Source organism: Streptomyces sp. NPDC048650 (assembly GCF_043199095.1).
Classification (GTDB): domain Bacteria; phylum Actinomycetota; class Actinomycetes; order Streptomycetales; family Streptomycetaceae; genus Streptomyces.
Map to the genome: position 1 here is coordinate 39,920 of NZ_JBICVM010000014.1, position 24,918 is coordinate 64,837.

Genomic DNA, 24,918 nt, shown 5'->3' on the forward strand with positions numbered 1-24,918 from the left:
CCGGTCGCCCGGGCACCGCTCCGTACCGTGCGCCGAATCCTCACCCGATCGCCGGACGGCCGGCCTCCGGCGGTCCGGCGATCGGGTACCGGCTACTTGACCGAGCCGGCCATGATCCCCTGGACGAACTGCCGCTGGAAGGCGAAGAACACGATCAGCGGCACGATCAGCGACAGGAAGGCGCCGGGCGCCAGCACCCCGATGTTGCTGCCGAACTGCCGCATCTGCGACTGCAGGGCCACCGTCAGCGGCTGCGAGGCGTTGTCCGCGAAGAGCAGCGCGACGAGCATGTCGTTCCACACCCACAGGAACTGGAAGATGGCCAGGCTGGCGATCGCGGGCCGCCCCAGGGGCAGTACGAGCTGCGAGAAGATCCGCCACTCCCCGCCCCCGTCCATCCGGGCCGCCTCCAGCATCTCCTTGGGGATCTCCGCGAAGAAGTTGCGCAGCAGGAAGACTGCGAAGGGCAGGCCGTAGGCGGTGTGGAAGAGGACCACGCCGGGGATGGAGCCGAACAGCCCGAGCGCGCCGAACATCTTGGCCACCGGCAGCAGCCCGATCTGGACGGGCACCACCAGCATCGCGACGACCAGCAGGAAGATCCAGTCCCGGCCGGGGAAGTCCAGCCAGGCGAAGGCGTATCCGGCCAGTGCGGCGATCACCACGACGGCGACGGTGGTGGGCACCGAGATCAGCACGGTGTTCCAGAAGGCCTGGACGATGCCCGAGTCCTTCAGCAGCGCCGCGTAGTTGTCGAACGACAGCTGGCCGGGCGCGGTGAACGCCTGCCACCAGCCGCTGCCCGCGTTCGCCTCCTCCGTCCGCAGCGAGGAGAGGAAGAGCCCGGCGGCGGGGGTGAGCCAGACCAGTCCGACGAGGAGCAGCAGCGCCTGGATCAGGCTGGTGGTGAGCCGCTTCGCCGGCCGTGCCGTCTTGCGCGCGCGGGGCGCGGCGGCCCGCTGGAGGGTGGTCATGACTGGCTCCTGCGGAAGCGTCGGATGTTGAGGGCCATGGCCGGGACCACCAGGAGCAGCAGGAGGACGCCGAGGGCACTGCCCAGGCCCTGGTTGTTGCCGCCGCCGAAGGAGACCAGCCACATCTGCAGGGCCAGCACGTTGGCGTCCTGCTGCACGGGGCCGGGGGCGATGATGTAGACGAGGTCGAAGACCTTCATCACGTTGATCACCATGGTCACGAACACCACGCCCAGGGTGGGCGCGAGCAGCGGGACGGTGATCCGGCGGAACACCTGCCACTCGTTCGCGCCGTCCATCCGGGCGGCCTCCAGGATGTCCCGGGGCATCGCCGAGAGCCCCGCGCCGATCAGGACGAGGGAGAAGCCGGTCCAGATCCACATGTACGCGCCGATGATGGCGGGGGTGATGAGGGCCGGGCCCAGCCAGGAGACGCCCTCGTAGGGCGGGGCGAAGTCCGCGGCCGGCAGCCGCAGGGCGTAGGAGCCGGGCGCGAGGTCCGCCAGCCGGTAGGCGCCGTCCGGGCCGGTGGTGGCGTGCGCCACCGCCTTGCCGTGCGTGTCGACGGCCTCGACGGTGAGGCCGGGCAGTCCCTTCTCCGCGCCGTCCACGACGCCCGGCCGGCCGCCACCGCCGGGCGTGAAGTCGAGGTAGACCGCGCCGCGGAGCTCGCCCGCACCGGCCTGGGTCCGCGCGGCGCCCGCGGCGGGGCGGGCCTGCGGCGGCAGGTCCTTGGGGGCCACGCCCACCAGTGCGAGATCGACGGTCTTCCCCGGACCCGTGCGTCGGGCCGTGGTGTAGGAGCCGTCGTGCGCCTTCGTCAGCTGCTTGTCGCCGATGCGCGTCTTGGCGGTGGGGAAGGAGGCGCCGTCGTCCTGGAAGCTGTTGTGGATGCCGACGGTGACGGCGTTGAGGACGCCGCGCTGCGGGTCCTGCTCGTAGGCGAGGCGGAAGATGATGCCGGCGGCGAGGAAGGAGATCGCCATCGGCATGAACATCAGCAGTTTGAACGCCGTCTTCCAGCGGATCTTCTCGGTCAGTACGGCCAGGACCAGGCCGAGTCCGGTCAGCAGCGCGGGGGCGAACACGACCCAGACGGCGCTGTTGCGGATGGCGCGGAGGGTGGCCGGGTCCTGGAACATCTGCGTGTAGTTGTCGGCGCCGACGAAGGTGGTGCCCGAGGCGTCGTACAGGCTGCGGACGACGGAGAAGACGATGGGGTACGCGACGAGCGCGCCCAGCAGCAGCAGCGCGGGCAGCAGGAAGAGAGCCGCGATGTGCCGGCGGCGGCGGACGGCGCGCCGCCCGGGGGCACCGTCCCGGCCGGGTGAGCCGTCCGGGACGGGCCGGGTGCCGCGGGCCGCGGTGGGCGGCGCCGGGGGAGTGGTGACTGGCATGGCGGTGTCCCTTAGCTGCGGTAGGCCTTGGCGGCGGCGGCCTCGAGCTTGTGGGCAGTGGCCTCGGGGTCCGAGGGGTCGCGCAGGAAGTCCTGGAGCGCCTTCCACTCGCCGGCGCCCTGGGTGCCGCCGAAGGCCGCGGGGGCCTGGTCGGACATGTCGAAGCGCACGGAATTCCCGGCGTCCGTCAGCGACTTGGCCGCCTTGCGGGTGACCTGGTCGTGGTAGTCGCCGGCCGGCACGCTCTTGTTGGGCGAGATGTAGCCGCCCGCCTTGGCCCAGATGCCCGCCGCCTGCGGACCGGCCAGGAACTTCACCAGCTCCATCGCGGCCTTCTTGTTCTTCCCGGCCTTGAGTACCACGGCGGCGTCACCACCGCTCACCACCGGTGCCTTGCCGCCGTCGACCGAGGGGAAGGGGAAGAACTTGGCGTCCTTGCCGACCTCCTTGTTGAGTTCGTCCTTCACCAGCGCGCCGACGAAGTCGCCCTCGTAGACCATGCCGGCCTCCGGCTGCGGGCCGAAGACCTGCTGGACGGACTCGGGGAAGTCGGTGCGCAGCGCGCCCGATCCGCCGCCGGCCACCAGGTTCTTGTCGCCGAAGACCTTGCCGAGGGTGGTCAGCGCCTTGACGACGCTGGGGTCCGTCCAGGGGATCTTGTGGGCGGCGAGCTTGTCGTACTTCGCGGCGCCGGCCTGCGAGAGGTAGATGTTCTCGAACCAGTCGGTGAGCGGCCAGCCCGCCTCACCCGCGACGGCGAAGGCCGGTACGCCCGAATCGGACAGCGTACGGCCGGACTTGAGCAGGTCGTCGAAGGTCCCGGCGGGCTTGACGCCGGCCTGGGAGAACGCCTCCGGGCTGTACCAGACCGTCGACTTGTGGGACGCCTTGAAGTACAGGCCGTAGTAGGTCTTGCCGACCGTGCCGTAGTCCTTCCACACCTGCGCGTAGTTCTTGTCGGCCTGGGCGCCGACCTCCGCCGAGAGGGGCGTCAGCCAGCCCTTCTTGGCGAACTGCTGGAGCACGCCGACCTGCGGGACCATGACCACGTCGGGGGCGTTGCCGCCTTCGATCTGGCTGCCGACGACGGTCGAGACGTTGTCGCCGGTGGAGGAGAAGGAGACCTTCGCGCCGGTCTTCTCGGCGAACGCGTCCAGCACCTGCTTGAAGTTCTTCTGCTCCACGCCGGTCCAGACACCGGCGACGGTCAGCGACTGGCCGCTGAGCTCCTGATGGCCGCCCCCGGGGGAGACGTTGCCGCCGCAGGCGGTCGCGGTGAGTGCGAGGCCGAGCACGACGGCGCCGGATATGGCGGTGCGGGTGGTGCGCGGGTGGCGTACCGGGATGTGTCTCATCGGGGTTCCCATCGGTCGAAGGGCGAAAGGCGTCGGTGGGGCGGGGTGTTCGCGTGGCGCGGGGTGTGCCACGCCGCCGGGCGCTGGGGCCCGGCGACGCCGGCGGAGGCGCCGGGGAGTGGGGTGGGCGCGGCGTGCGCCGCGGCGGCTATCGGGCGGCGGGCGGGTGCATCCACCAGGCCGCGGTGGAGCCGGGGAGCGTTCCCGCCGGGCATGCGCCGCTGGCCAGGAGCGGGCTGCCCGGGACGGGGGCGGGGACCGGCCGGGTGCCGAAGTTGACGGCGCACACCAGCCCGTCGCCACGGACGAAGGCCAGCACCTGCGGCGGGGAGTCCAGCCAGCGCAGGGTGCCCTCGCCGAGCTGGGGGAGCGTGCGGCGCAGGTGCAGCCCCTCGCGGTACAGGTGCCAGAACGAGGTTGTGTCGGCGACCGCCCGGTCCACGGTGTGCCCGGCGAACGCCGCGGGCTGCGGCAGCCAGGTGTGCGCGCCCCCGGCCTCCGGACTCCCGGTGCCCGCGCTCCCGTTCCCCGCGCTCCCGGCCGCCGCGTCGGCGGCCCGTGCGCTGAAGCCGAACGGGGCGGCCGTACCGGACCAGGGGAGTGGCACCCGGCAGCCGTCGCGGACGTGCAGGCGGCTGCCCGTGCGGTGGAAGATCGGGTCGGTCAGGACCTCGTCGGGCAGGTCGTCGACCTCCGGCAGGCCCAGTTCCTCGCCCTGATAGACGTAGGCGGCCCCGGGCAGCGCCAGCATCAGCAGCGCGGCGGCGCGGGCCCGTGCCGCGCCCGCTCCGTTCGTCCGGTCGTCGGGCCCGGTCGCGTAGCGGGTGACGGTCCGCACCTGGTCGTGGTTGTTGAGCACCCAGGTGACGGTGGAGCCGGTGGCGGCGATATCGGTGAGCGCCTCGGAGATGACCGTACGGAAGACGTCGACGTCCCACGGCGCGGTCAGGAGGTGGAAGAAGAACGCCTGGTGCAGTTCGTCGGCGCGGACATAGGCGGCCTGTTCGTTCGGGGTCCGGACCGAGACCTCGCCGACCAGCAGGCGGTCGTGGCCGTCCTGCGCGGTGTACTCCTCGCACAGCGCCCGCCACTCGCGCCACACCTCGTGGACCTCGGGTTGGTTCCAGGCCAGGGGGTTGACCGAGTCGCGGGTCCGCTCGTCGGCCGCCGGGTCGGGGGAGTCGGGGAGGTCGGGGTGCTTGAAGAGCCCCGCCGCGACGTCGATGCGGAACCCGTCGACGCCGCGGTCCAGCCAGAAGCGCAGCACCTTCTCGAAGTCCGCGCCGACCTCGGGGTTGCGCCAGTTCAGGTCGGGCTGCTCGGGCGTGAACATGTGGAGGTACCACTGGCCGGGCCGCCCGTCCTCCTCGGTGACCCGGGACCAGGCGGGCCCGCCGAACATCGCCCGCCAGTTGTTGGGCGGCAGCTCACCGTCCGTCCCGCGCCCCGCCGCGAAGTGGAAGCGCGCGCGGGCCGGGCCGCCGGGCCCTTCCTCCAGGGCGGCGCGGAACCACGGGTGCTCGCTGGAGCAGTGGTTGGGGACGATGTCCAGGAGGACCTTGAGGCCCAGCCGGTGGGCGTCGGCCACCAGGCGGTCGAATTCCGGGAGATCCCCGTAGGCGGGGTCCACCGCGCGGTAGTCGGCGACGTCGTAGCCGTGGTCGTGCTGGGGGGAGCGGAAGAACGGGCTGAGCCACAGGCCGTCCACCCCGAGCTTCTTGAGGTACGGCAGGCCGGTGCGGACGCCCGCCAGGTCGCCGATGCCGTCGCCGGTGGTGTCGCGGAAGCTGCGGACGTACACCTGGTAGATGACCGCATCCCGCCACCAGCGCTGTGACGCGTCCGGAGCGGTGTCCGGTGCCGGGGAGGGAGAAGGTGCGAGTCCGACCGAGGGGCCGTTCCCTGCGGAGGTGGTGAGCATCTGCCGTGTTCCCGTTCTTGCCCGAGCATGCCGAAGCGGCCTGCAGTTCGCCGGTCAGGTCGTTGGTATGCATGCATGTTAAGTAGGCGTGTCATTTGGGTGTCAACGAAACTGTCGAAAATGACAGAGATATGCCCGGGTTTGGTGAGGTAAGTGAAGGCCGCGAGCTACTTAACGTGTAACTAGAAGCAAGAAGTTGATCAACTGCGACCGACGATGGCCCGCAGCTCCCGGTCCAGTCGGTCGACCGTCGCGCCGGTGCTCCGTCCGTGCGCGAGCGCGTCGTGCATCACGGCCTGAACCGCCAGGCTCACCTGGTCGTACCGGGGGCTCTTGAGTCGCGGCCGGGCGGTCAGCACGCTGCGCCTGAGCGTCGGCAGGTACGGGAACCGCCGCACCAGCGCCGGCTCCTCGTACAGACCGGCCCACACCGGTGGCAGCGCCCCTTTGGTGAGTACCTGGCGCTGCACCGCCTCGGACGTCAGGTACGACATCAGGTCGGCCGCCGTCCTCTGGTGTCGCGAATGGCGGTTGACCGCCAGATTGGAGCCGCCCAGTACGCTGGACCCCGGCCCGTCCGGGCCCGGCAGCGGCACCGTGCCGACCTTTCCGGTCACCTTCGAGGCCCCCGGGCCGGCGAGCGCGTACGCGTACGGCCAGTTCCGCAGGAACAGCAGCCTGCCGTCCAGGAACGCCCGCCGGGACTCCTCCTCCTTGAAGGTCAACGCCCGCCGCGGGATCCACCCCTCGCGCACCCCGTCCAGGAGGAACGCCAGTCCGCGCCGCGCCGCCGCCGAATCCACCGTGACCCGTGCGCCGTCGCCCGCCAGCACCGTGCCGCCCGCCGACTGCACCGCCTCGACGACGTTGGCGGTCAGCCCCTCGTACGGCAGGAACTGCCCCGCGTAACCGTCCAGTCCGTACTTGGGCGCGACCGTCCTCGCCAGCCGCGCCAACTCGGCCCAGGTGCGCGGCGGTCGGACGCCCTCTCGGGCGAGCACATCCTTGCGGTAGTACAGAAGTCCGGCATTCGTCACATACGGCACGGCGTACAGCCGTCCCCGGAACGTGGCGGTGTCCACCACCGGCGGCAGGAAGCGGCGCAGCGGGAACCGTCGCCCGTCCACCGGCGCGATCCACCCCGCGGCCGCGAACTCCGACGTCCACGCCACGTCGATGTTCAGCACATCGAAGCGGTCGCTGCCGGAGCGCAGCTCGGTGGCCATCTGCGCCCGTACCTCGTCGGCGGCGTCCGGCAGCTCGACCAGGGTGGCCCGCTCCCGGGGATGACGGGCGTTCCAGCCGTCGAGCACTCCGCGCAGATAGCCGGTGAGATCGCCGCCGGTGACCAGGGTCACCGGGCCGCGCCCGTCCGCGTCGGCGCGCGGCTCATCCGCCCGGGCACCCGACATGCCCCCGACCAGCAGCGAGCACACGAGCAGAGCCCGGCCCGCGGCACGCTTCCACCGCATGGGCTCCTCCTCGCGCCGGCACCGACGAGTCACCGGCCCGACGGTAGGCCCCCTGTATACCTGTTAGCCATGCGGGGATACTAGGTCCCGCGGAAAGTGCCGCAGGAATGCGGGAAGAGCTGCCGTACGCCGCGGCTCTGCAGGAATATACGACGGCGAACCGGCCCCCCGGCCGGACGAGCCCGGACCGGTCGACGGCGACGGACCGACCACCACGGGCGGAGAGGGAGAGGGAGAGCGTGCGGCTGCCACTCCTGGCGCTGTTGGTCAGCGGCCCCGCACACGGCTATGAACTCAAGCAGGCCCTTGAGAACCTCCTGGGCGCGGCATACCCTCAGCCGAACGTCGGCCAGATCTACGTCACCCTGGGCAGGCTCGAGAAGGCGGGCCTGATCGAAGGGGAGGACGTCGAGCAGACGGATCGCCCGAACAAACGCATCTACCGGATCACCGCGGCGGGACGCGAGGCGGTGGACGCGTGGTTCGAGGAATCCACCGCCGAACCGCGGGTGCGGGACGAGTTCTTCATGAAGCTCGCCCTGGCCCCGCACACCGGGACCGCCCACCAGATCGCCCTGATCAACAAGCAGCGCCGCCACTACCTCAACACCATGCGCGACCTGTCCAGGCTCGCCGCGGCCGAGGACCGGGACAACCGGGTCGCGCAACTGCTGATCGAGGGCGCGATGCTCCATCTGCAGGCGGACCTCGACTGGCTGGAGCGCTGCCAAGAGGAGTGGGAATGAACCAGACCGAGCCGTCCGGCCCGATAGTGCGGGCAGTCGGCCTGGTCAAGACCCACCGGCCGGAGGGTGCCGCGCCGGTCCGGGCCGTTCGGGGCGTCGACCTGACCATCGAACGCGGCGAATTCGTCGCCGTCACCGGGCCCTCCGGCGCCGGCAAATCCACTCTCCTGCACCTCCTCGGCGGCCTCGACCGGCCGGACAGCGGCGCCCTCTGGCTCGACGGCCGCCGCGTCGACGCCGTCAGCGAGGCCCGCTGGGCAGCGCTGCGCCGTCACCACATCGGCGTCGTCTTCCAGTTCTTCAACCTCGTCTCCAACCTCACCGTCGCCGACAACGTCGAACTCCCCGCGCTGCTGGCCGGTCGCGCCCCGAAGAAGGCCCGCGCCGCCCGCACCGAACTCCTCGAGGAGCTGGGCCTGACGGGCAAGGAGAACTGCACCCCGGGCGAGCTCTCCGGCGGCGAACAGCAGCGCGTCGCCCTGGCCCGCGCCCTGGTCAACGCCCCCAGCCTGCTGCTCGCCGACGAGCCCGCGGGAAGCCTGGACAGCAAGGGCACCCGGGAGGTGCTGCGACTGCTGGCCCGCTTCCACCGGCGCGGCCAGACCATCCTCCTGGTCACCCACGACGCCCGGATGGCGAGCGCCGCGGACCGGGTGATCAGCTTCTTCGACGGTCAGGTGGCCGACGACGTGCACCTGGGCGGCGGGTCCTCCGGGGCCGACGTGACCGACGTGCTGAAGCTGAAGGGCTGACCCGTGCGAGCAGCGGCCCGCTGGACCCGGGCCCATCTGCGGGCACACCGCCCCGCGGCCGTCCTCGTCGTGCTGGCGACGGCCGGCATCACCGTCTCGCTGCTGCTCGCCTCCGCCCTCTTCGCGTACGCCGCCGACCCCTGGCAGCGGGTCTTCACCCAGACCTCCGGCGCCCACGTCTGGATCCACACCCGGGCCGACGCCCCCACCGCGTCGCTGGCCGGTCTGGACGAGGTACGGGCCGCCTCCGGCCCCTTCCGTACGGTCCGCACCACCGCGAGTCTGCGACTCGGCGGTTCCAGGGCGACGCTGGAGCTGCGCGGCACACCGCACCGTCCCGGCACCGCTGCCCCGCGGATCGCCGCGGGCCGCTGGCTCGATGCGGCCCGCGATTGCGGAAACCGTGCGGGCGCCGGCCGGGGCATCGTCCTGGACAGCTCGGTGGCCCGCGCGATGTGGGCCAAGCCCGGCGACTCCATCGCGCTCGGCGGGTTCGCCGCACCCCTGCGGGTGGTGGGTGTCGCCGACACCGCCGAGGTCGCCTTCCGGGCGGGCGAGACCCCGGGGGCGGCATGGGTGCTTCCCACGACGCTCGCGGCCTCGGACGCCGACCGCGACCAGCGCGGCCGGACCGTCGGCCTGCGCCTCGCCGACCCCGACGACACCGACTACGTCGTCCAGCGGGCGGTCACCAGGCTCGGCGCCGACCAGATCACCGACGTCTCCACCTGGCGCCAGGCCGAGGCCGAGGCCGCGGGTGACAACCAGCTCCTGGGCCGGCTGCTCGCCCTGTTCGGACTCGGTGCGCTGCTGGCCGCGGCCCTGGCGGTGGGCGGCGCCATCACCACCCGGATCCACGGCCACCTGCGGGACATCTCCGTCCTCAAGGCCATCGGCTTCACCCCCGGCCAGGTGGTCCGCATGTTCCTCGTCCTGCACCTGGGCTTCGCCCTGATCGGCGTCACCCTCGGCGCCCTGCTCACACAGGTGCTCGGCCCGCTCGCGCCCGGCCGCATCGGGGAGGCGCTGGCCCTGTGGCGGGACCTTCCCGAACACGCCTGGCTCCCGGCCGCCGTCTGCGCCGGCGTGGTGGTCTTCATCGGGTCGGCGACCTGGCTGGCCGCGTGGCGGGCCGGGCGGGTGCCCCCGGTGCCCGTCGCCCGCGCCGCGGTGGCCTCCGGCCGCCGGGCGTCCGGCTCGACCCGGCGCGCGCTCGGCCTCCGTGTCCCCCCGGCCCTGGTGCTCGGCTGGCGCAGCGCCTTCCACCGTCCGCTGCGCGCCGCGGCGGCCGTGGCCCGGCTGGCCGTCCCGCTGCTGCTCGTCACCATCGCCCTCGGCACCTGGGCCACCCTGGACCGCTTCACCGGCCACCCCGAGAGCGTCGGCCTGCCCGCCGCTCTCACGGCACGCTCCGACAGCCTGGGCGACCGGGAGCTGCGCCAACTCCTCGCCGCCCGGCCGGGGGTCACCGCCTATCCCGGTGCCGAGGTCCAGGCCCTGGTGCCCGGGCAGACCGGGACCATCACGCTGCGCGGCCTGGGCACCCACGCGCACCCCTACCCCTTCACCGTCGCGGAGGGCCGCGCCGCCCGCGGCCCGGACGAGGCGGTCGCCGGACAGGGCCTCCTGGACCTTCTCGACGCCCACGTCGGCGACTGGGTCCGCATGACCGTCGCCGGAGAGCCGCACGTCCTGCACATCGTCGGCCGCAGCATCGAACCGGCCGACGGCGGCCGGGTCGTCTCCACCGGGCTGGACACCCTCCGCGACGGCGCCACGGCACCGCACCCGGACTTCTACCACCTGGTCCTCCGCCACGGCACCGACCCGGCAGCCGTCCGCGACGCCCTGGCCGACGCGTCCGCCGGCCGCCTCGAACTCCGGGAGATCCCCAACCCCGCCGGGCAGCTCTCGGCGGTCCGCGCCGTCATCATCGGCCTGATCGCGGTCCTCGTACTGATCGGCCTGGCCGAGCTGTCGACGACGGTCGCTGCCGGAGTACGCGAACGGAGCCGCGACCTGCTCGCCCTGCGGGCCGTCGGCCTGAGCCCGCGCCAGATCGCCGCGGTGATCGTCGCGGCCACCGTCTTCATCACGCTGGCCGCCGCCCTGCTGGGCAGCGTGCTCGGTGTCGCCGCCTCCGAGTGGCTCATCGATCTCCAGGGCAGCGCCAGCGGCTGGGGCACGGGCATCGCCCAGGGGCCGGACCTGCGCACCCTGCTGCTCGTCGACGGCGCGGCCGTGGTGGTCGCCGGAGCGGCCTGTCTCCTGCCGGCCGTCCGTGCGACACGGCGCAAGCTCGCGGATTCGGCGAGCGCGGTGGCCTGAGGGAGCGCGGGGGGGGGAAGGAGCGCGGGGGCTCAGGGCGGCGACGGCGCGTTGCGCCGGGCGGCTGTGGCGACGGCGACGGGAGGGTGGCTGTGGGCCCCGTGCCGGAGAGGTCCGGCCGCTCCGGGGGGTGCCGCCGGGCCCGCGAGCGACCGGTGCGGCCCCGCTCTGAGCCACCCGGGTACACCTTCACTGGTCTGGACCTCCGGAGTTATCCACAGCTCTGGCCCGGGTGTTCGGGGCCGCGTAACGTGACGAGGCATGAAGATCCTGATCAGCGCGGACATGGAAGGCGCCACCGGCGTGACCTGGCCCGCCGATGTGCTGCCGGGGACGCCGCAGTGGGAGCGCTGCCGGCATATGTTCACCTCCGATGTGAACGCGGCGATCGCCGGTTTCCTCGACGGCGGTGCCGATGAGGTGCTCGTCAACGAAGCGCACTGGACGATGCGCAATCTGCTGCTGGAGCAGCTCGACGAGCGGGCGCAGATGCTCACCGGACGGCACAAGTCGCTGAGCATGGTCGAGGGCGTCCAGCACGGCGATGTCGACGGGATCGCCTTCGTCGGCTACCACACCGGCGCGGGCACCGAGGGGGTCCTCGCGCACACCTATCTGGCGAACACCCTCACCGGGGTCTGGGTCGACGGCACCCGGGCCAGCGAGGGGTATCTCAACTCCCTTGTGGTGGCCGAGTACGGCGTGCCGGTGGTGCTGGTCACCGGGGACGACCGGACGTGTCAGGACGCGCTGGGCTACGCGCCGCAGGCTCCCGGGGTGGCCGTCAAGGACTATGTGTCGCGCTATGCCGCGGTGTGCCGGCCCCCGGCGCGCACGGCGGCCGACATCCGGGCCGCGGCGCAGCAGGGTGCGGCGCTGGCCCTGCGTCATGAGCCGGTGCGGCGCGGCCCGTACCGCTTCGAGCTGGAATTCGACGCGGAGCATCTGGTGGGCGCGGCGACGTGCGTGCCCGGCGTGGAGCGCAGCGGAGAGCGTCGCGTCGCGTATACCAGTCAGGAGATGTACGAAGCCATCCGGTGCTTCAAGGCGGTCACCACCGTCGTCTCGTCCGCCGTGGAGGAACAATATGGCTGACCGTCCGGCCGACCACACTGCGTCCAGCGGCCGCCCCGGCCCTGCCGACCGGCCCGTCCCCACCGACCGCTCCGGCCCCGCCGGCGCGGTGGACCAGCAGGCTCTCGACGAAGTGGTGCGGTTCACCTCCGAGCTGATCCGCATCGACACGAGCAACGCCGGTGACGGCGCGTGCCGGGAGCGCCCGGCCGCGGAGTACGTCGCGGAGCGGCTGGCCGGGGCCGGTCTCGAACCGACGCTGCTGGAGCGCACCAGGGGTCGCACGAACGTCGTCGCCCGGATCGCGGGCACGGACCCGGGGGCGGACGCCCTGCTGGTGCACGGCCATCTGGACGTGGTGCCCGCCGAGCCCGCCGACTGGAGTGTGCACCCGTTCTCCGGGGAGGTCCGTGACGGCGTGGTCTGGGGCCGCGGCGCCATCGACATGAAGAACATGGACGCGATGGTGCTCGCGGTCGCCCGTCGATGGGCCCGGGCGGGGGTCCGGCCGCGGCGCGACATCGTGCTGGCCTTCACCGCCGACGAGGAGGCGAGCGCGGATGACGGCTCGGGTTTCCTCGCCGACCACCACCCCGATCTGTTCGCGGGCTGCACCGAGGGCGTCAGCGAGTCCGGTGCGTTCACGTTCCACGGGGGCGGCGGGATGCGGCTGTATCCGATCGCGGCGGGGGAGCGGGGCACGGCCTGGCTGAAGCTGACCGCTCAGGGGCAGGCGGGCCACGGCTCCAAGGTCAATCACGCCAACGCCGTCAGCCGGCTGGCCGCCGCCGTGGCCCGGATCGGCGAGCACACCTGGCCGGTGCGGCTCACCCCGACGGTGCGGGCCGCGCTGCACGAACTGGCCGCGCTGCACGACATCGACGTGGACGTCACCGCGCCCGGCTTCGACGTCGATGCGCTGCTGAGCAAGCTCGGCCCGTGCGCCAAGCTGGTCGAGCCGACGGTCCGCAACAGCGCCAACCCGACGATGCTGGAGGCCGGGTACAAGATCAACGTGATCCCGGGCAGCGCCGTCGCCTATGTGGACGGCCGGGTCGTGCCCGGCGGCGAGGCCGAGTTCCGCACGACCATGGACGCGCTCACCGGCCCCGAGGTGACCTGGGACTACCACCACGGCGAGGTGGCGCTCCAGGCCCCGTTGGACTCACCGACGTATGCCGCGATGCGCGCCGCGGTCGAGCGGTTCGATCCGCAGGGCCATGTGGTGCCGTATTGCATGTCCGGCGGCACGGACGCCAAGCAGTTCTCCCGGCTGGGCATCGCCGGCTACGGCTTCTCGCCGCTCAAGCTGCCCGAGGGGTTCGACTACCAGGCGCTGTTCCACGGCGTGGACGAGCGGGTGCCGGTCGAGGCTCTGCACTTCGGAGTCCGTGTCCTCGACCATTTCCTCAGACGGGCCTAGGGGTGTCCGGACTTTGCGGACACCCCTGGGGCAGGAATCAGGGCGGGCCCACGGCAGTCGTGGGGCATGGGGCGGGCACCGGGCGGTGTCCGGTGAAGGAGGTACGACAGCATGGTGACCACAGCTCCTTACGGTGCCTGGCCGTCTCCGGTGGACGCCGGGACGGTAGCCGCCCACGACGGCCGCCCGGCGTTCGTCGGCGTGGTCGGCGACGAGGTCTGGTGGACGGAGCCGCGCCCCGCCGAGGGCGGCCGGCGGGCGCTGGTCCGGCGGCGCCCTGACGGTGGCACGGAGTCGGTGCTGCCCGCGCCGTGGAACGTCCGCAGCCGGGTGCTGGAGTACGGCGGCCAGCCCTGGGCCGGCACGGTCACCGGGAGCGGCCCCCTCGTCGTGTTCAGCGACTTCGCCGACCAGCGGCTGTACGCCTACGAGCCGGACGGCGGCGCGGCGCCGCGCCCGCTGACCCCGCTGTCGGATACCGGCGACGGGCTGCGCTGGGTCGATCCGGTGCTGCGTCCGGAGCTCGGCGAGGTGTGGTGCGTCATGGAGGAGTTCACCGGCGAGCGGCCGACGGACGTCCGCCGGGTGATCGCCGCCGTGCCGCTGGACGGTTCGGCGGCCGGACATCGCGATTCGGTGCGGGAGTTGAGCGACGACCGGCACCGTTTCGTCACCGGTCCGCGGGTCTCGCCGGACGGTCGGCGCGTGGCCTGGATCGCTTGGGACCACCCGCAGATGCCCTGGGACGGCACGCTGGTGATGCTCGCCCGGATCACCGCCAAGGGGGAGTTCGACGACATCGGGCCGGTCGTCGGCAATCTCGGTGCGGGGGGAGGCGGGGCCGGTGAGTCCGTCGCCCAGGTCGAGTGGGCCGCCGACGGCTCGCTGCTCTTCGTCTCGGATCCCGGCGGCTGGTGGGAGCTGCAGCGCATCGACCCGGACGCGGCGGACGACGGCGTGGTGGCGAGCCGGCGCCTGTGCCCGGCCCGCGAGGAGGAGTTCGCCGGTCCGCTGTGGAACGTCGGGCAGCGCTGGTTCCTCCCCCTGGACAACGGCACGCTCGCGGTCATCCACGGTCGCGGTACCACCACCCTGGGGATCCTCGACCCGGCCTCCGGCGAACTGGTCGACTCGGCGGGTCCCTGGACGGAATGGGCCCCCACCCTCGCGGTGCACGGCAGCCGCGTCATGGGGATCGCCGCCGGGCCGCGCAGCTCGTACGAGATCGTCGAGCTGGACGCCTGTACCGGCCGCTCCCGGGTGATCGCCGCCGGGCATGTCGACGCCGTGGATCCGGCGTACTACCCCGAGCCGCGGATCCGTACCTTCACCGGGCCCGGCGGCCGGGACGTCCATGCGCATGTCCATCCGCCGCACCACCCCGAATTCGTCGGTTCCGAAGGCGAGTTGCCGCCGTATGTGATCTGGGCGCACGGCGGCCCGACGAGCCATGCGGCGCTGGTGCTCGACCTGGAGCTCGCCTACTTCACCTCCCGCGGCATCGGCGTCGCCGTGGTGAACTACGGCGGCTCGACGGGCTATGGCAGGGAGTACCGTGAGCGGCTGCGCGGCCAGTGGGGCGTGGTGGACGTGGAGGACTGCGCGGCCGTCGCCCGCGCCCTGGCCGACGAGGGCACCGCAGATCCCGCCCGGCTGGCGGTCCGCGGCGGCAGTGCGGGCGGGTGGACCACCGCCGCCTCGCTCACCGCCACCGACGTCTACGCCTGCGGCACGATCAGCTACCCCATCCTGGACCTGGCCGGCTGGGCGGCGGGCGGGACCCATGACTTCGAGTCCCAGTACCTCGAGTCGCTGGTCGGCCCGTTCTCCGAGGTCCCGGAGCGCTACCGAGAGCGCTCGCCGCTGAACCGCGCGGACCGGATCACCGCGCCGTTCCTGCTGCTCCAGGGGCTGGACGACGTGATCTGCCCGCCCGTGCAGTGCGACCGGTTCCTCGCCGAGGTCGCGGGGCGCGGCATACCGCACGCCTACCTCGCCTTCGCCGGTGAGAGCCACGGCTTCCGTCGCGCCGAGACCATCGTGCGGGCCGTGGAGGCCGAACTCTCCCTGTACGCGCAGACCTTCGGTTTCCGCCGCGACGACATCCCGGCCCTGGAGCTGCGCACATGACGGTGGCGCCGGGGGTCCGGCCGCCGCGCCTGCGGCCGGGCGACCGGGTGGCGGTCGTCGCGCCCAGTGGTCCGGTCGCGCCGGAGCGGCTGGACCGCGGGCTCGACGTGCTGCGCGGCTGGGACCTCGACCCGGTGGCCGCGCCCCATGCCCGGGGTGCGCACGCCACGTTGCGCTATCTGGCCGCCTCCGATGAGGACCGTGCCCGTGACCTCCAGCGGGCGTGGTGCGATCCGGCCGTCAGGGCGGTGTTCGCGGCACGTGGCGGCTACGGCGCCCAGCGGATGGTCGATCTGCTGGACTGGCGGGCCGTCCGGGCCGCCGCGCCCAAGCCGCTGATCGGCTTCAGCGATGTGACCGTGCTGCACGAGGCGTTCGCGGTGCGCGCGGGGGTGGCGACACTGCACGGCCCGGCCGTCGCGGGGGAGGTCTTCCTCAAGGACGACGCCACCCGGGAGGGGCTGCGGCGGACCCTCTTCGCGCCCTCGACGGTCCGTACGGTGTCCTCGCCGAAGTCCCGGCCGCTGGTGTCGGGACGAGCCCGTGGGGTCACCCTGGGCGGCTGTCTGACGATGCTCGCCTCCGAGCTGGGCACCGCGCATGCCCGGCCCTGTGCGGCGGGCGGGCTGCTGCTCCTGGAGGATGTGGGGGAGTCCCCGTACCGCCTCGACCGGGCGCTGACCCAATTGCTGCGGGCCGGCTGGCTGGACGGTGTTGCCGGGATCGTCCTCGGCTCCTGGGCGCACTGCGGCCCGTATGCGCGGGTGCGGGAGGTGCTGGCCGACCGGCTGGGCGGGCTCGGGGTGCCGGTGGTCGAGGAGTTCGGGTTCGGCCACGGCGACTCAGCCCTGACGCTGCCGCTCGGTGTCATGGCGGAGCTGGACGCCACGGCCGGCACGCTGACCTTCGAAGGGCCCGCGCTCCGCTGAACTCCGCAGAAATGCGGTCAACTGACACCTCTCTGACAGAAACTGACGTTCTGTCAAAGAAAAATGACCACCTGTCGGTCACTCCTGTCAGGGGCGTTGACACGTCAGTTACTCGTGTCACAACATGAGGCCGCCGTTACCGACTGGTGGGTACGGCCGTCCTTGTGGAGGTCATTCGTGCCCAGCGTGTCCCGTGCCGTGTCCCGCCCGGTACTCCGCAACCCCCTCGCCCTGCTGGCCTGCACCGCCCTCGCCGCGCCGCTCGTCCTGGCCGCCCCCGCGAGTGCGTCCGCCGCCGACCCGTACACCGTGACCGCGTTCAAGCTGACCGTCCGTGCCGGCGACCGAGACTGCACCCTGGACGCGGACCTCTACCGCCCCGCCGGCGTCGATGCCGCGCACCCGGCGCCCGCCGTGCTGACCACCAACGGCTTCGGCGGCAGCAAGGCGGACGGCTCGACCGACGCCACCGCCAAGGCGTTCGCCGCCCGCGGCTATGTGGCCCTGGCCTACTCCGGTCTCGGCTTCGGCGGGAGCGGCTGCCCGATCTCCCTCGACGACCCCAAGGCGGACGGTCGGGCCGCGAGCGAGCTCGTCGACGTCCTGGCGGGGTCCCGAACTGCCGACGACGGCACCACGGTCGACTACGTCACCAGGGACGGCAAGGGCGATCCACGGGTCGGCATGATCGGGGGCTCCTACGGCGGGGCGATCCAGATGGCCACCGCCGCCGTCGACCACCGCGTCGACGCTCTTGTCCCGCTGATCACCTGGAACGATCTCGCGTACTCCCTCGATCCCAACAACACCGGCCGTACGCAGGGCGTCAGCGGACCGGTGCCCGGAGCGTACAAGCACCAGTGGACGAACGGGTTCTTCCTGATGGGGGAGGCGCAGGGGCTGATCAACCCGAGTCTGGACCCGTCGCGGCTGGGCGGTGCGGGCTGCCTGCACTTCGTCGCGCCGGCCTGTGAGACCAAGCGGCTGCTGGATTCGCGGACGTATCCGGCGGAGCGGACCGCCACCATGCTGGCGTACGCCCGCAGTGTCTCCCCGGTGTCGTATCTGAAGTCGGTCAAGGCGCCGACCCTGCTGGTGCAGGGTCAGGCCGACACGCTGTTCAATCTGAACGAGGCCACCGCCACCTACCGCACCCTCGCCGCCCAGGGCACTCCGGCGAAGATGATCTGGCAGGCGTGGGGCCACAGCGGCGGTATGAAGGACCCGGCCGAGGGTGAACTCGACCTGGGCCAGGGCAACCTGGAGACCAGTTACGTCGGCAAGCGGATCCTCGCCTGGTTCGACCGCTACCTCCACCACCGGACGGGCACCGACACCGGCCCCGCCTTCGCGTACTACCGGGACTGGGTGACCGAGGGCCCCACCTACGCCACCTCGCGCACCTTCCCCGCGGGCAGCGGCCGGAAGCTGTATCTCTCCGGGGACGGCAAGCTGGTCGACGACCGCCGGAAGGTGGCGCGCGGCAGCCGGGAGTACCGCAACCTGCGGGTGCCCACCAGTCATTCGGAGAGTTCGCTGGCCGGCCTGCTCGGCCTGCCCGACCCCGCGCCGTACGACATCAAGGGCACCTATCTGGACTGGACGTCCGCCCCGGTGGCCGGCCGGCCGGTGGATGTGGTGGGCGCGCCCAAGGTGACGCTGAAGGTCGTCTCGCCGAGGGCCGAGCGGGTGCAGCACTCCTCGGACGCGGCCGACAGGCTCGTGCTCTTCGCGAAGCTCTACGACGTCGCGCCGGACGGCACCAGAACGCTGGTGCACCGGTTGGTGGCCCCGGCCCGGGTGCCCGACGTGACCCGGACGTTCACCGTGGAACTCCCGGGCATCGTGCACCGTTACGAGCCGGGTCACCGTCTGCGTTTCGTCATCGCCGCGAGCGACACGGCCTACGCGGGCAATCGCGGGGTGAAGCCGGTGACGGTCACCAACGCCCCCGAGGACACCGGAGTGCTGGAACTGCCCGTCACACACGGCACGTTGGGCTGATCCCAGTCGATCCCAGTCGATCCCAGTCGATCCCGGCTGCTCCCGGGCCGTGCCGCGGCGGACGGGTCGGGCAAGGGCGGTGCGGGCTCAGGCGTCCGTGACGGTGATGGCCTGCACCGGGCAGGCGCGGGCGGCCTCCCGCACGAGTGGGTCGCCCGCGCCGTCCTCGCGGCCGGGCAGCAACTGGCTGAAGCCGTCGTCGTCCTGGGTGAAGACGTTGGGCGCCGTCAGGACGCACTGGCCGGCGCCGATACAGATGTCCCGGTCGATGTCGATCCGCATCCCGGATACCTTCCCCTCGTCCGCCGTCGCCCGTCCGCCGCCACCGGTGGCGGTCACCAGGTCACCGGCAGTTCGATCATGCCCTGCAGGGTGTCACGCGGTTCGAACGGTATCTCGGCGGCGGGCGCGGCGAGGCGCAGACCCGGGATCCTGGTGAAGCGGGAGCGCAACGCGATCTCCCTCTCCGCGCGGGCGAGGTTCCGGCCGAGGCACTGATGGATGCCGAACCCGAACGCCACATGGTGCCGAGCGGGGCGACTCCGGTCCAGATCGCCCGGTGCCGGGCAGGCGGCGCCGTCGCGGTTGATCAGCGAGAGGGGTCGTCCACGCCGATCGGCGGGTTCCTGACGCGCCGGGCCCTTTCGAGGCGCGCGAACGGGATCGGGAACGCCGGGTTCTGCCGTCGGAGGAGAGCCGGGGGTCGGTCAGCAGGGCCCGCGCCCCGGCGTGACCGGTCACCGCCCAGACCTGGCGGCCGTCGTGGAGGGCGACGCGGGTGAGCGGCCCCGCGTCGCGCAGTGGGGGACGGCGGAACGCCGACCGGGAGGCCGACGCGAATCGGGGAGGCGCGGCGTGCCGTCCGCTCGCCGTGACATGGCACTCGGTGCCACACTGCCGAAATGGTGGAACCACAGCACAGCGGTACGGATGCGGCCTGGTCGGTTCTCGGCGGCGACCCGGCGCTCACCGGACGCATCGTGCACAGCGGCCCGCCCGGTCTGCTGCCCGCCCGACTCCCGGTCATGGCGCCGGCCCGTTCCACGGTCGCCGTCTGCGCCCTCGCCGCGGCGGAACTGGCGGCCGAGCGCGACGGCGGGACGGTGCCCACCGTGCGGGTCGACGACGGGGCGGTGGCGACCGCCTTCGTCAGCGAGCGGCGACTGCGGATCGACGGCCGGGCGCCCACGACGTTCGCCCCGCTCTCCCGCATGTGGCGCACCGCCGACGGCTGGGTACGCACCCACGCCAACTATCCGCACCACCGCACCCGGTTGCTGAGCGCGCTGGGCCTGCCGGAGAACGCCGGGGCGGCGCAGGTCGGGGCCGAACTCGCCGGCCGCCGGGCCGAGGAGATCGAGGAGACCGTCCACTCGGCGGGCGGGCTGGCCGTCGTCGCCCGTACCGCCCAGCAGTGGGCCGCCCACCGGCAGGGCGCCGCGGTGGCCGCGCACCCCCTGCTGACGCTGGACGCCATCGGCGACCGGACGCCACCCCGCCCTCTGCCGCCACTCGCCGGCAACCCGGTACTGCCCGCCGCCGGTCTGCGGGTGCTGGACCTGACCCGGGTGATCGCCGGGCCGGTCGCCACCCGTACCCTCGCGCTGCTCGGCGCGGACGTCCTGCGCATCGACGCCCCGCAGCTGCCGGAGAGTCAGGACGCCCACAACGACACCGGCTTCGGCAAGCGCTCCACCGCCCTCGACCTGGGCTCGCGGTCCGGCCGGGCCACCTTCGAGGAGCTGCTGGCCGGCGCGGACGTGGTGGTGACGGGCTATCGCCCCGGTGCGCTGGACCGCTTCGGGCTCGCTCCCCAGGCCCTGGTGGAGCGCCGTCCCGGGCTGGTCGTGGCCCGGCTCTCCGCCTGGGGCGAGGACGGGCCCTGGGGCGGCCGCCGGGGATTCGACAGCCTGGTGCAGGTGGCCACCGGTATCGCCGTGATCGAGGCCGGCCCGGACGGCACGCCGGGCGCACTGCCCGCACAGGTACTGGACCACGGAACGGGCTATCTGCTGGCGGCGGCGGTGCTGCGGGCCCTCACCGGGCGGGCGCGTACGGGCGGCTCCGCCCTGGCGACGCTGGCGCTGGCCCGTACCGCGCGGTGGCTGGTGCACGGGCCATGGGGCGAGGACGGCGCCGAAGGCCGGGCCGGCGGTGCGCCGGCGGTGGCGGGCGGCGCACCGGACGACGCCGCGCGCCATCTTCGCGACACCGACAGCCCGGTGGGCCGGCTGCGCCACGCCCTGCCGCCGGTCTCGTTCGACGGCGGACCGGTCACCTGGGCCACGCCGCCGGGCCGGTGCGGGGCGGACGCGCCGGTCTGGCGGCAACCGGGGGAGGGGGACGGGTGAGCGGTAGGGCTGGCCCGCCCCGGCAGCCGCTCCGTACGATCGCCCGATGACGCCCGATGATCACTACCTCGCGCGCGGACCGCGGGTCGGCATCCGCCACTTCACCGCCGGCGACCGGGACGAGTTCACGGCACTCGCCCGGGAGAGCACCCGGCTGCACCACCCCTGGCTGTCGCCGCCGGCCACCGACGCCGACTACGACGGCTACCTGCACAGGCTCCAGGAACCGGTGCGCGAGGGCTTCTTGTTCTGCGCGCACGACACCGGCCGGATCGTGGGCTATCTGACGATCAACAACATCGTCCACGGCGCCTTCCGCAGCGGGGCCATCGGCTACGGCGCCTTCGCGCACGCCGCCGGGCGGGGCCTGATGAGCGAGGGATTGGGGCTCGTACTGGGCCACGCCTTCGGGGAGTTGGGGCTGCACCGGCTGGAGGCCAACATCCAGCCGGCCAACACCGCGTCCCTCGCCCTGGTACAGCGCGCCGGATTCCGCCGGGAGGGCTACTCCCCCGACTTCCTGTTCATCGACGGCGCCTGGTGCGACCACGAACGCTGGGCGCTCACCGCCGGAGAGGCCGGCCGGGCCGTCCTGGGCCGCACGGTGCCGGTCTTCCGGATCTTCGACGTCGCCAAGGCGCACGAGTTCTATGTCGACCACCTCGGCTGCACCGTCGACTGGGAGCACCGCTTCGAGCCCGGTATGCCGCTGTACATGCAGGTCTCGCGCGGTGCTCTGGTCCTGCACCTGTCGGAGCACCACGGCGACGCCACACCCGGCTCCACGATCCACACGGAGCTGACGGGCGTCCGCGCACTGCACGCCGAACTGGCGGGCAAGAACTACCCGTATCTGCGCCCCGGGCTGGAGCACGACGAGACCGGCACCTCGCTGACCCTGACCGACCCCTTCGGCAACCGCCTGCGCTTCAATGAGCCGCCGGTCCCCGGAGCGGAGAGCACCGGCGGCCCCTGCGGCTGAACCCCACGGCGGCCGAGCCGCCCCGGCCCACCGCCCGCGCCCGGCACCGTCCCCGGCTGCTACAAGCTCGCCGGCGCACTGCGGGAGCAGGGGCTGCTGCGGCGGCTCGGGGCGCTGGAGGGCGGCGTGGTGGTGCCGCCGCGCTACGACCTGGGGGAGTGGCGGGAGGGCGACGGCGCGTTCCACGCCACCGCCGTCGCCGGATACACCCGCAAGCTCGCCGCCCGCGTCGAAGGCCACGTCCGCGGCGGCGACTTCCCCGTGGTGCTCGGCGGGGACTGCAGCATCCTGTTCGGCGCGGTGCTCGCGCTGCGCCGACTGGGCCGCTACGGCGTCGCCTACCTCGACGGCCACGGCGACTTCCGGCACCCGGGCAACGCGACGGTGTCCGGCCCGGTCGGCGCCACGGCCGGCGAGGGTGTGGCGCTGATCAGCGGGCGGGGCCGGCCGGACCTCACGGACATCGACGGGCTGCGGCCGTACGTCCGCGACGACGACCTGAGCCTGCTGGGTGTCCGGGACGCGGACGAGGACCTGCCGGAGCCGACCGGGCTGGGTATCAGCCACACCGCGGTCGGCGAGATCCGGCGACGCGGCCCCGGAGCGGTGGCCCGCGAGACGCTCACCCGCTTCCACGCGTCGTCGCTCGACGGCTTCTGGATCCACCTCGACGCCGATGTCCTCGACCCCTCCGTCATGCCGGCCGTCGACAGCCCCGATCCCGGCGGACTGTTCACCGACGAACTCCGCGCCCTGCTGGCCCCGTTGGCCGCCTCGCCCCGCTGCGTCGGAGTCGACGTCACCATCTACGACCCGGACCGCGACCCCGAGAAGAAGGGAGCGGCCGTGCCGGCCGGGCTGCTGGAGGACGTCTTTGCGCAACCCTGACCCCGGCTGCCGCAAGAAGCCCTGTGCAGACGGCCGCTGACGCTGTTCCATGGTCAACAGGAGGCCGCCGGAGCCGAGGCGGCCAGGTCCAACCCTGCGAGGCAGCCGTGGCCACGAGTGTGCGACCCACCACCCTGACCCTTCCCGCCGCCCCCGTCGGCCCGGACAACCCGCTCCCGGCGCTGCGTGCCGGGAGTGAGGTGCACCGCATCGACGTCCCCCCGGGCGCCGGGCTCCCCGCCGACACCGCCCGCCAGATCGGTTACGGCCCGCTGCGCTCGATCCTGCCCGCGCGGCTGCGCGACGGCTACGGCCGCGACCGCCGCAGCACGGACTTCGACGCGCTCGTCCTGGAGAACGACCGGCTGCGCGCCACCGTCCTGCCCGGTCTCGGCGGCCGGGTGCACTCGCTCTTCCACAAGGCGTCCGGTCGGGAACTCCTCTACCGCAACCCGGTGTTGCAGCCCGCCGCCTTCGCGCTCAACGGCGCCTGGTTCTCCGGCGGCATCGAGTGGAACATCGGCGCCACCGGCCACACCGCCCTGTCCTGCGCCCCGCTGCACGCCGCTCGCGTCCCGGCACCGGACGGCGGGGAGATGCTCCGCCTGTGGGAGTGGGAGCGGCTGCGCGACCTGCCCTTCCAGGTGGACCTGTGGCTGCCCGAGGGCTCCGACTTCCTCCACGTGGGCGTGCGGATCCGCAATCCGCACCAGCACACCGTGCCGGTCTACTGGTGGTCCAACACCGCAGTCCCTGAGGACCACGGCACTCGGGTGCTGGCCCCCGCCGAAGCGGCCTGGCACTTCGGCTACGAACGGTCCCTGCGGCGCGTACCGGTGCCCCGCGCGGACGGCGCCGACCGGACGTACCCGCTGCGCAGCGAGTTCCCCGCGGACTACTTCTACGACGTGCCCGACGGCGCCCGCCGCTGGGTCGCCTCGCTCGACGGCGACGGCCGCGGCCTGGTGCAGACCTCCACCGACACGCTGCGCGGCCGCAAGCTCTTCCTGTGGGGTGCGGGACGGGCCGGACGGCGCTGGCAGGAGTGGCTCACCGAGCCGGGCACCGGCGGCTATGCCGAGATCCAGGCCGGGCTGGCCCGTACACAACTGGAGCACGTCCCGCTGGAGGCGGGCGGCGAGTTCACGTGGCTGGAGGCGTACGGGCCGCTGGCCGCGGATCCCGCGACGGTGCACGGCGACGACTGGGCGGCGGCCCGCTCCGAGGTCGCGGAGCGGCTGGCGCAGGCGCTGCCGCGGGCGGACGTCGACGCCGCCCATGCCGCCTGGCGGCCGTACGCGGACCACGAGCCGAAGGAGACGCTGGCCGTCGGATCCGGCTGGGGGGCGCTCGAAGTCGCCCGCGCGGTACTGGAGTTGCCCGGCACGCCGTTCGACGCGGCGACCCTCGGGGCGGCGCAGCAGCCGTGGCTGACGCTGCTCGAGACCGGCGACCTGCCGCCCGACGGCCCGCTCCCCGGCCCGGCGCTGGTCGCCCCGGCCTGGCGCGATCTGCTGGAGTCGGCGCTGCCCGGCCCGGCCACCGACTACCACCTCGGCCTCGCGCAGTGGCACGCCGGCGACCGCGCCCAGGCCGTGCGCAGCTGGGAGCGCGCCCTGGCGGCCGGTGGCGGGCGGCTGTCGCTGGACGCCCTGCCGCTGTACTGCCTGGCCGTCGCCGAGGCGGCGGCGGGCGATGGGGTGCGGGCCGCCGACCGGTACGCCGAGGCGTTCGGCTGCGCGGCGCAGTTCGCCCGGACGCTGGCGTCCGAGGACACGGCCGCACGCATCTGGCGGTCGGTGTTGCCGGCGCTCGCCCGGGAGGCGGTCCCCGCGCTGATCGCCGTGGGGCGGGCCGACGACGCCTGCGAACTGCTGGCGCAGCTGCGCCAGGAGGACCTGGCCGCCGGCCGGTTCCGGCTGCTGACCGCCCAGGTCCTGCTCGCCCAGGGAGCGGCGGCCGCGGCCCGCGCGGTCTTCGACGCCGGCTTCGAGATCGCCGACCTGCGGGAGGGCGACGAGACCCTCAGCGACACCTGGTACGCCATCGCCGAACGTCTCGTCGCGGGTCCCGGGCCGGTCACCGACGAGGTACGCGCCGCGGCCCGCGACCGGCACCCGCTGCCGGAGCGGTACGAGTTCCGGATGCGGCCGGTGTGACGGGCGGGCCGGCGGGGAGGGGCGGCCCGGTGC

General features: G+C 73.3%; 18 protein-coding genes and 2 pseudogenes. 13 read left to right on the forward strand and 7 right to left on the reverse strand.

Going from position 1 to position 24,918, the window contains the following annotated elements:
* Positions 1 to 92: 92 nt before the first annotated feature.
* The 5 genes from ACGFML_RS30610 to ACGFML_RS30630 all read right to left on the reverse strand — a co-directional run bounded on the left by ACGFML_RS30610 (position 93) and on the right by ACGFML_RS30630 (position 7,119).
* Positions 93 to 974, reverse strand: a complete 882-nt coding sequence (locus ACGFML_RS30610; RefSeq protein ID WP_393548870.1) for a carbohydrate ABC transporter permease — start codon at positions 972 to 974, stop codon at positions 93 to 95.
* Complete coding sequence (locus tag ACGFML_RS30615; RefSeq protein WP_393548871.1) at positions 971 to 2,371, reverse strand: ABC transporter permease subunit; 1,401 nt, start codon at positions 2,369 to 2,371, stop codon at positions 971 to 973. The genes ACGFML_RS30610 and ACGFML_RS30615 overlap by 4 nt, the downstream gene beginning before the upstream one ends.
* An 11-nt stretch (positions 2,372 to 2,382) precedes the next feature.
* Positions 2,383 to 3,726 (reverse strand): ABC transporter substrate-binding protein, encoded by a 1,344-nt coding sequence (locus ACGFML_RS30620; protein WP_393548872.1) that lies wholly within the window; start codon positions 3,724 to 3,726, stop codon positions 2,383 to 2,385.
* Positions 3,727 to 3,874: 148 nt separating this feature from the next.
* Positions 3,875 to 5,647 (reverse strand): glycoside hydrolase family 13 protein, encoded by a 1,773-nt coding sequence (locus ACGFML_RS30625; RefSeq protein WP_393548873.1) that lies wholly within the window; start codon positions 5,645 to 5,647, stop codon positions 3,875 to 3,877.
* Between the two features lie 200 nt (positions 5,648 to 5,847).
* A complete protein-coding gene (locus ACGFML_RS30630; protein WP_393548874.1) occupies positions 5,848 to 7,119 on the reverse strand; it encodes an ABC transporter substrate-binding protein in 1,272 nt (423 codons plus the stop codon).
* Between the two features lie 239 nt (positions 7,120 to 7,358).
* On the opposite strand from ACGFML_RS30630, the gene ACGFML_RS30635 reads away from it, so the two are divergent.
* From ACGFML_RS30635 to ACGFML_RS30670, 8 genes are all read left to right on the forward strand, one after another.
* Complete coding sequence (locus tag ACGFML_RS30635) at positions 7,359 to 7,865, forward strand: PadR family transcriptional regulator (RefSeq protein WP_393548875.1); 507 nt, start codon at positions 7,359 to 7,361, stop codon at positions 7,863 to 7,865.
* Positions 7,862 to 8,617 (forward strand): ABC transporter ATP-binding protein, encoded by a 756-nt coding sequence (locus ACGFML_RS30640; RefSeq protein ID WP_393548876.1) that lies wholly within the window; start codon positions 7,862 to 7,864, stop codon positions 8,615 to 8,617. Before ACGFML_RS30635 ends, ACGFML_RS30640 begins: the two co-directional genes overlap by 4 nt.
* Before the next feature lie 3 nt (positions 8,618 to 8,620).
* Complete coding sequence (locus ACGFML_RS30645; protein ID WP_393548877.1) at positions 8,621 to 10,945, forward strand: ABC transporter permease; 2,325 nt, start codon at positions 8,621 to 8,623, stop codon at positions 10,943 to 10,945.
* Positions 10,946 to 11,206: 261 nt separating this feature from the next.
* A complete protein-coding gene (locus ACGFML_RS30650; RefSeq protein WP_393548878.1) occupies positions 11,207 to 12,040 on the forward strand; it encodes a M55 family metallopeptidase in 834 nt (277 codons plus the stop codon).
* The gene (locus tag ACGFML_RS30655; protein WP_393548879.1) at positions 12,033 to 13,442 is read left to right on the forward strand and encodes a M20/M25/M40 family metallo-hydrolase; all 1,410 of its coding nucleotides are present in this window, start codon (positions 12,033 to 12,035) and stop codon (positions 13,440 to 13,442) included. The genes ACGFML_RS30650 and ACGFML_RS30655 overlap by 8 nt, the downstream gene beginning before the upstream one ends.
* Before the next feature lie 111 nt (positions 13,443 to 13,553).
* Entirely contained in the window at positions 13,554 to 15,572 is a 2,019-nt protein-coding gene (locus tag ACGFML_RS30660) for a S9 family peptidase (RefSeq protein ID WP_393548880.1), read from the forward strand.
* A complete protein-coding gene (locus ACGFML_RS30665) occupies positions 15,569 to 16,501 on the forward strand; it encodes an LD-carboxypeptidase (protein ID WP_393548881.1) in 933 nt (310 codons plus the stop codon). The genes ACGFML_RS30660 and ACGFML_RS30665 overlap by 4 nt, the downstream gene beginning before the upstream one ends.
* Positions 16,502 to 16,678: 177 nt before the next feature.
* Positions 16,679 to 18,505, forward strand: coding sequence for a CocE/NonD family hydrolase (locus ACGFML_RS30670; RefSeq protein ID WP_393548882.1), 1,827 nt, complete (start codon positions 16,679 to 16,681; stop codon positions 18,503 to 18,505).
* Between the two features lie 87 nt (positions 18,506 to 18,592).
* Here ACGFML_RS30670 and ACGFML_RS30675 read toward each other — a convergent pair whose 3' ends face one another.
* Entirely contained in the window at positions 18,593 to 18,787 is a 195-nt protein-coding gene (locus ACGFML_RS30675; RefSeq protein WP_393548998.1) for a ferredoxin, read from the reverse strand.
* 53 nt (positions 18,788 to 18,840) lie between these two features.
* A pseudogene (locus ACGFML_RS30680) lies at positions 18,841 to 19,101 on the reverse strand (cytochrome P450); the annotation flags it as partial.
* Positions 19,102 to 19,407: 306 nt separating this feature from the next.
* Between ACGFML_RS30680 and ACGFML_RS30685 the strand changes: the two are divergent.
* From ACGFML_RS30685 to ACGFML_RS30705, 5 genes and pseudogenes are all read left to right on the forward strand, one after another.
* On the forward strand, positions 19,408 to 20,856 hold the full coding sequence (locus tag ACGFML_RS30685; RefSeq protein ID WP_393548883.1) for a CoA transferase: 1,449 nt from the start codon (positions 19,408 to 19,410) through the stop codon (positions 20,854 to 20,856).
* 46 nt (positions 20,857 to 20,902) lie between these two features.
* Positions 20,903 to 21,427, forward strand: a pseudogene (locus ACGFML_RS30690) (GNAT family N-acetyltransferase); the annotation flags it as partial.
* A gap of 33 nt (positions 21,428 to 21,460) precedes the next feature.
* A complete protein-coding gene (locus tag ACGFML_RS30695) occupies positions 21,461 to 21,838 on the forward strand; it encodes a glyoxalase superfamily protein (protein WP_393548999.1) in 378 nt (125 codons plus the stop codon).
* 78 nt (positions 21,839 to 21,916) lie between these two features.
* Positions 21,917 to 22,726 carry an arginase family protein gene (locus ACGFML_RS30700; protein ID WP_393549000.1) on the forward strand — a complete coding sequence of 270 codons (810 nt, stop codon included), beginning with the start codon at positions 21,917 to 21,919 and terminating at the stop codon, positions 22,724 to 22,726.
* Between the two features lie 107 nt (positions 22,727 to 22,833).
* Complete coding sequence (locus ACGFML_RS30705; RefSeq protein ID WP_393548884.1) at positions 22,834 to 24,885, forward strand: DUF5107 domain-containing protein; 2,052 nt, start codon at positions 22,834 to 22,836, stop codon at positions 24,883 to 24,885.
* The last annotated feature ends 33 nt before the right edge of the window (positions 24,886 to 24,918 follow it).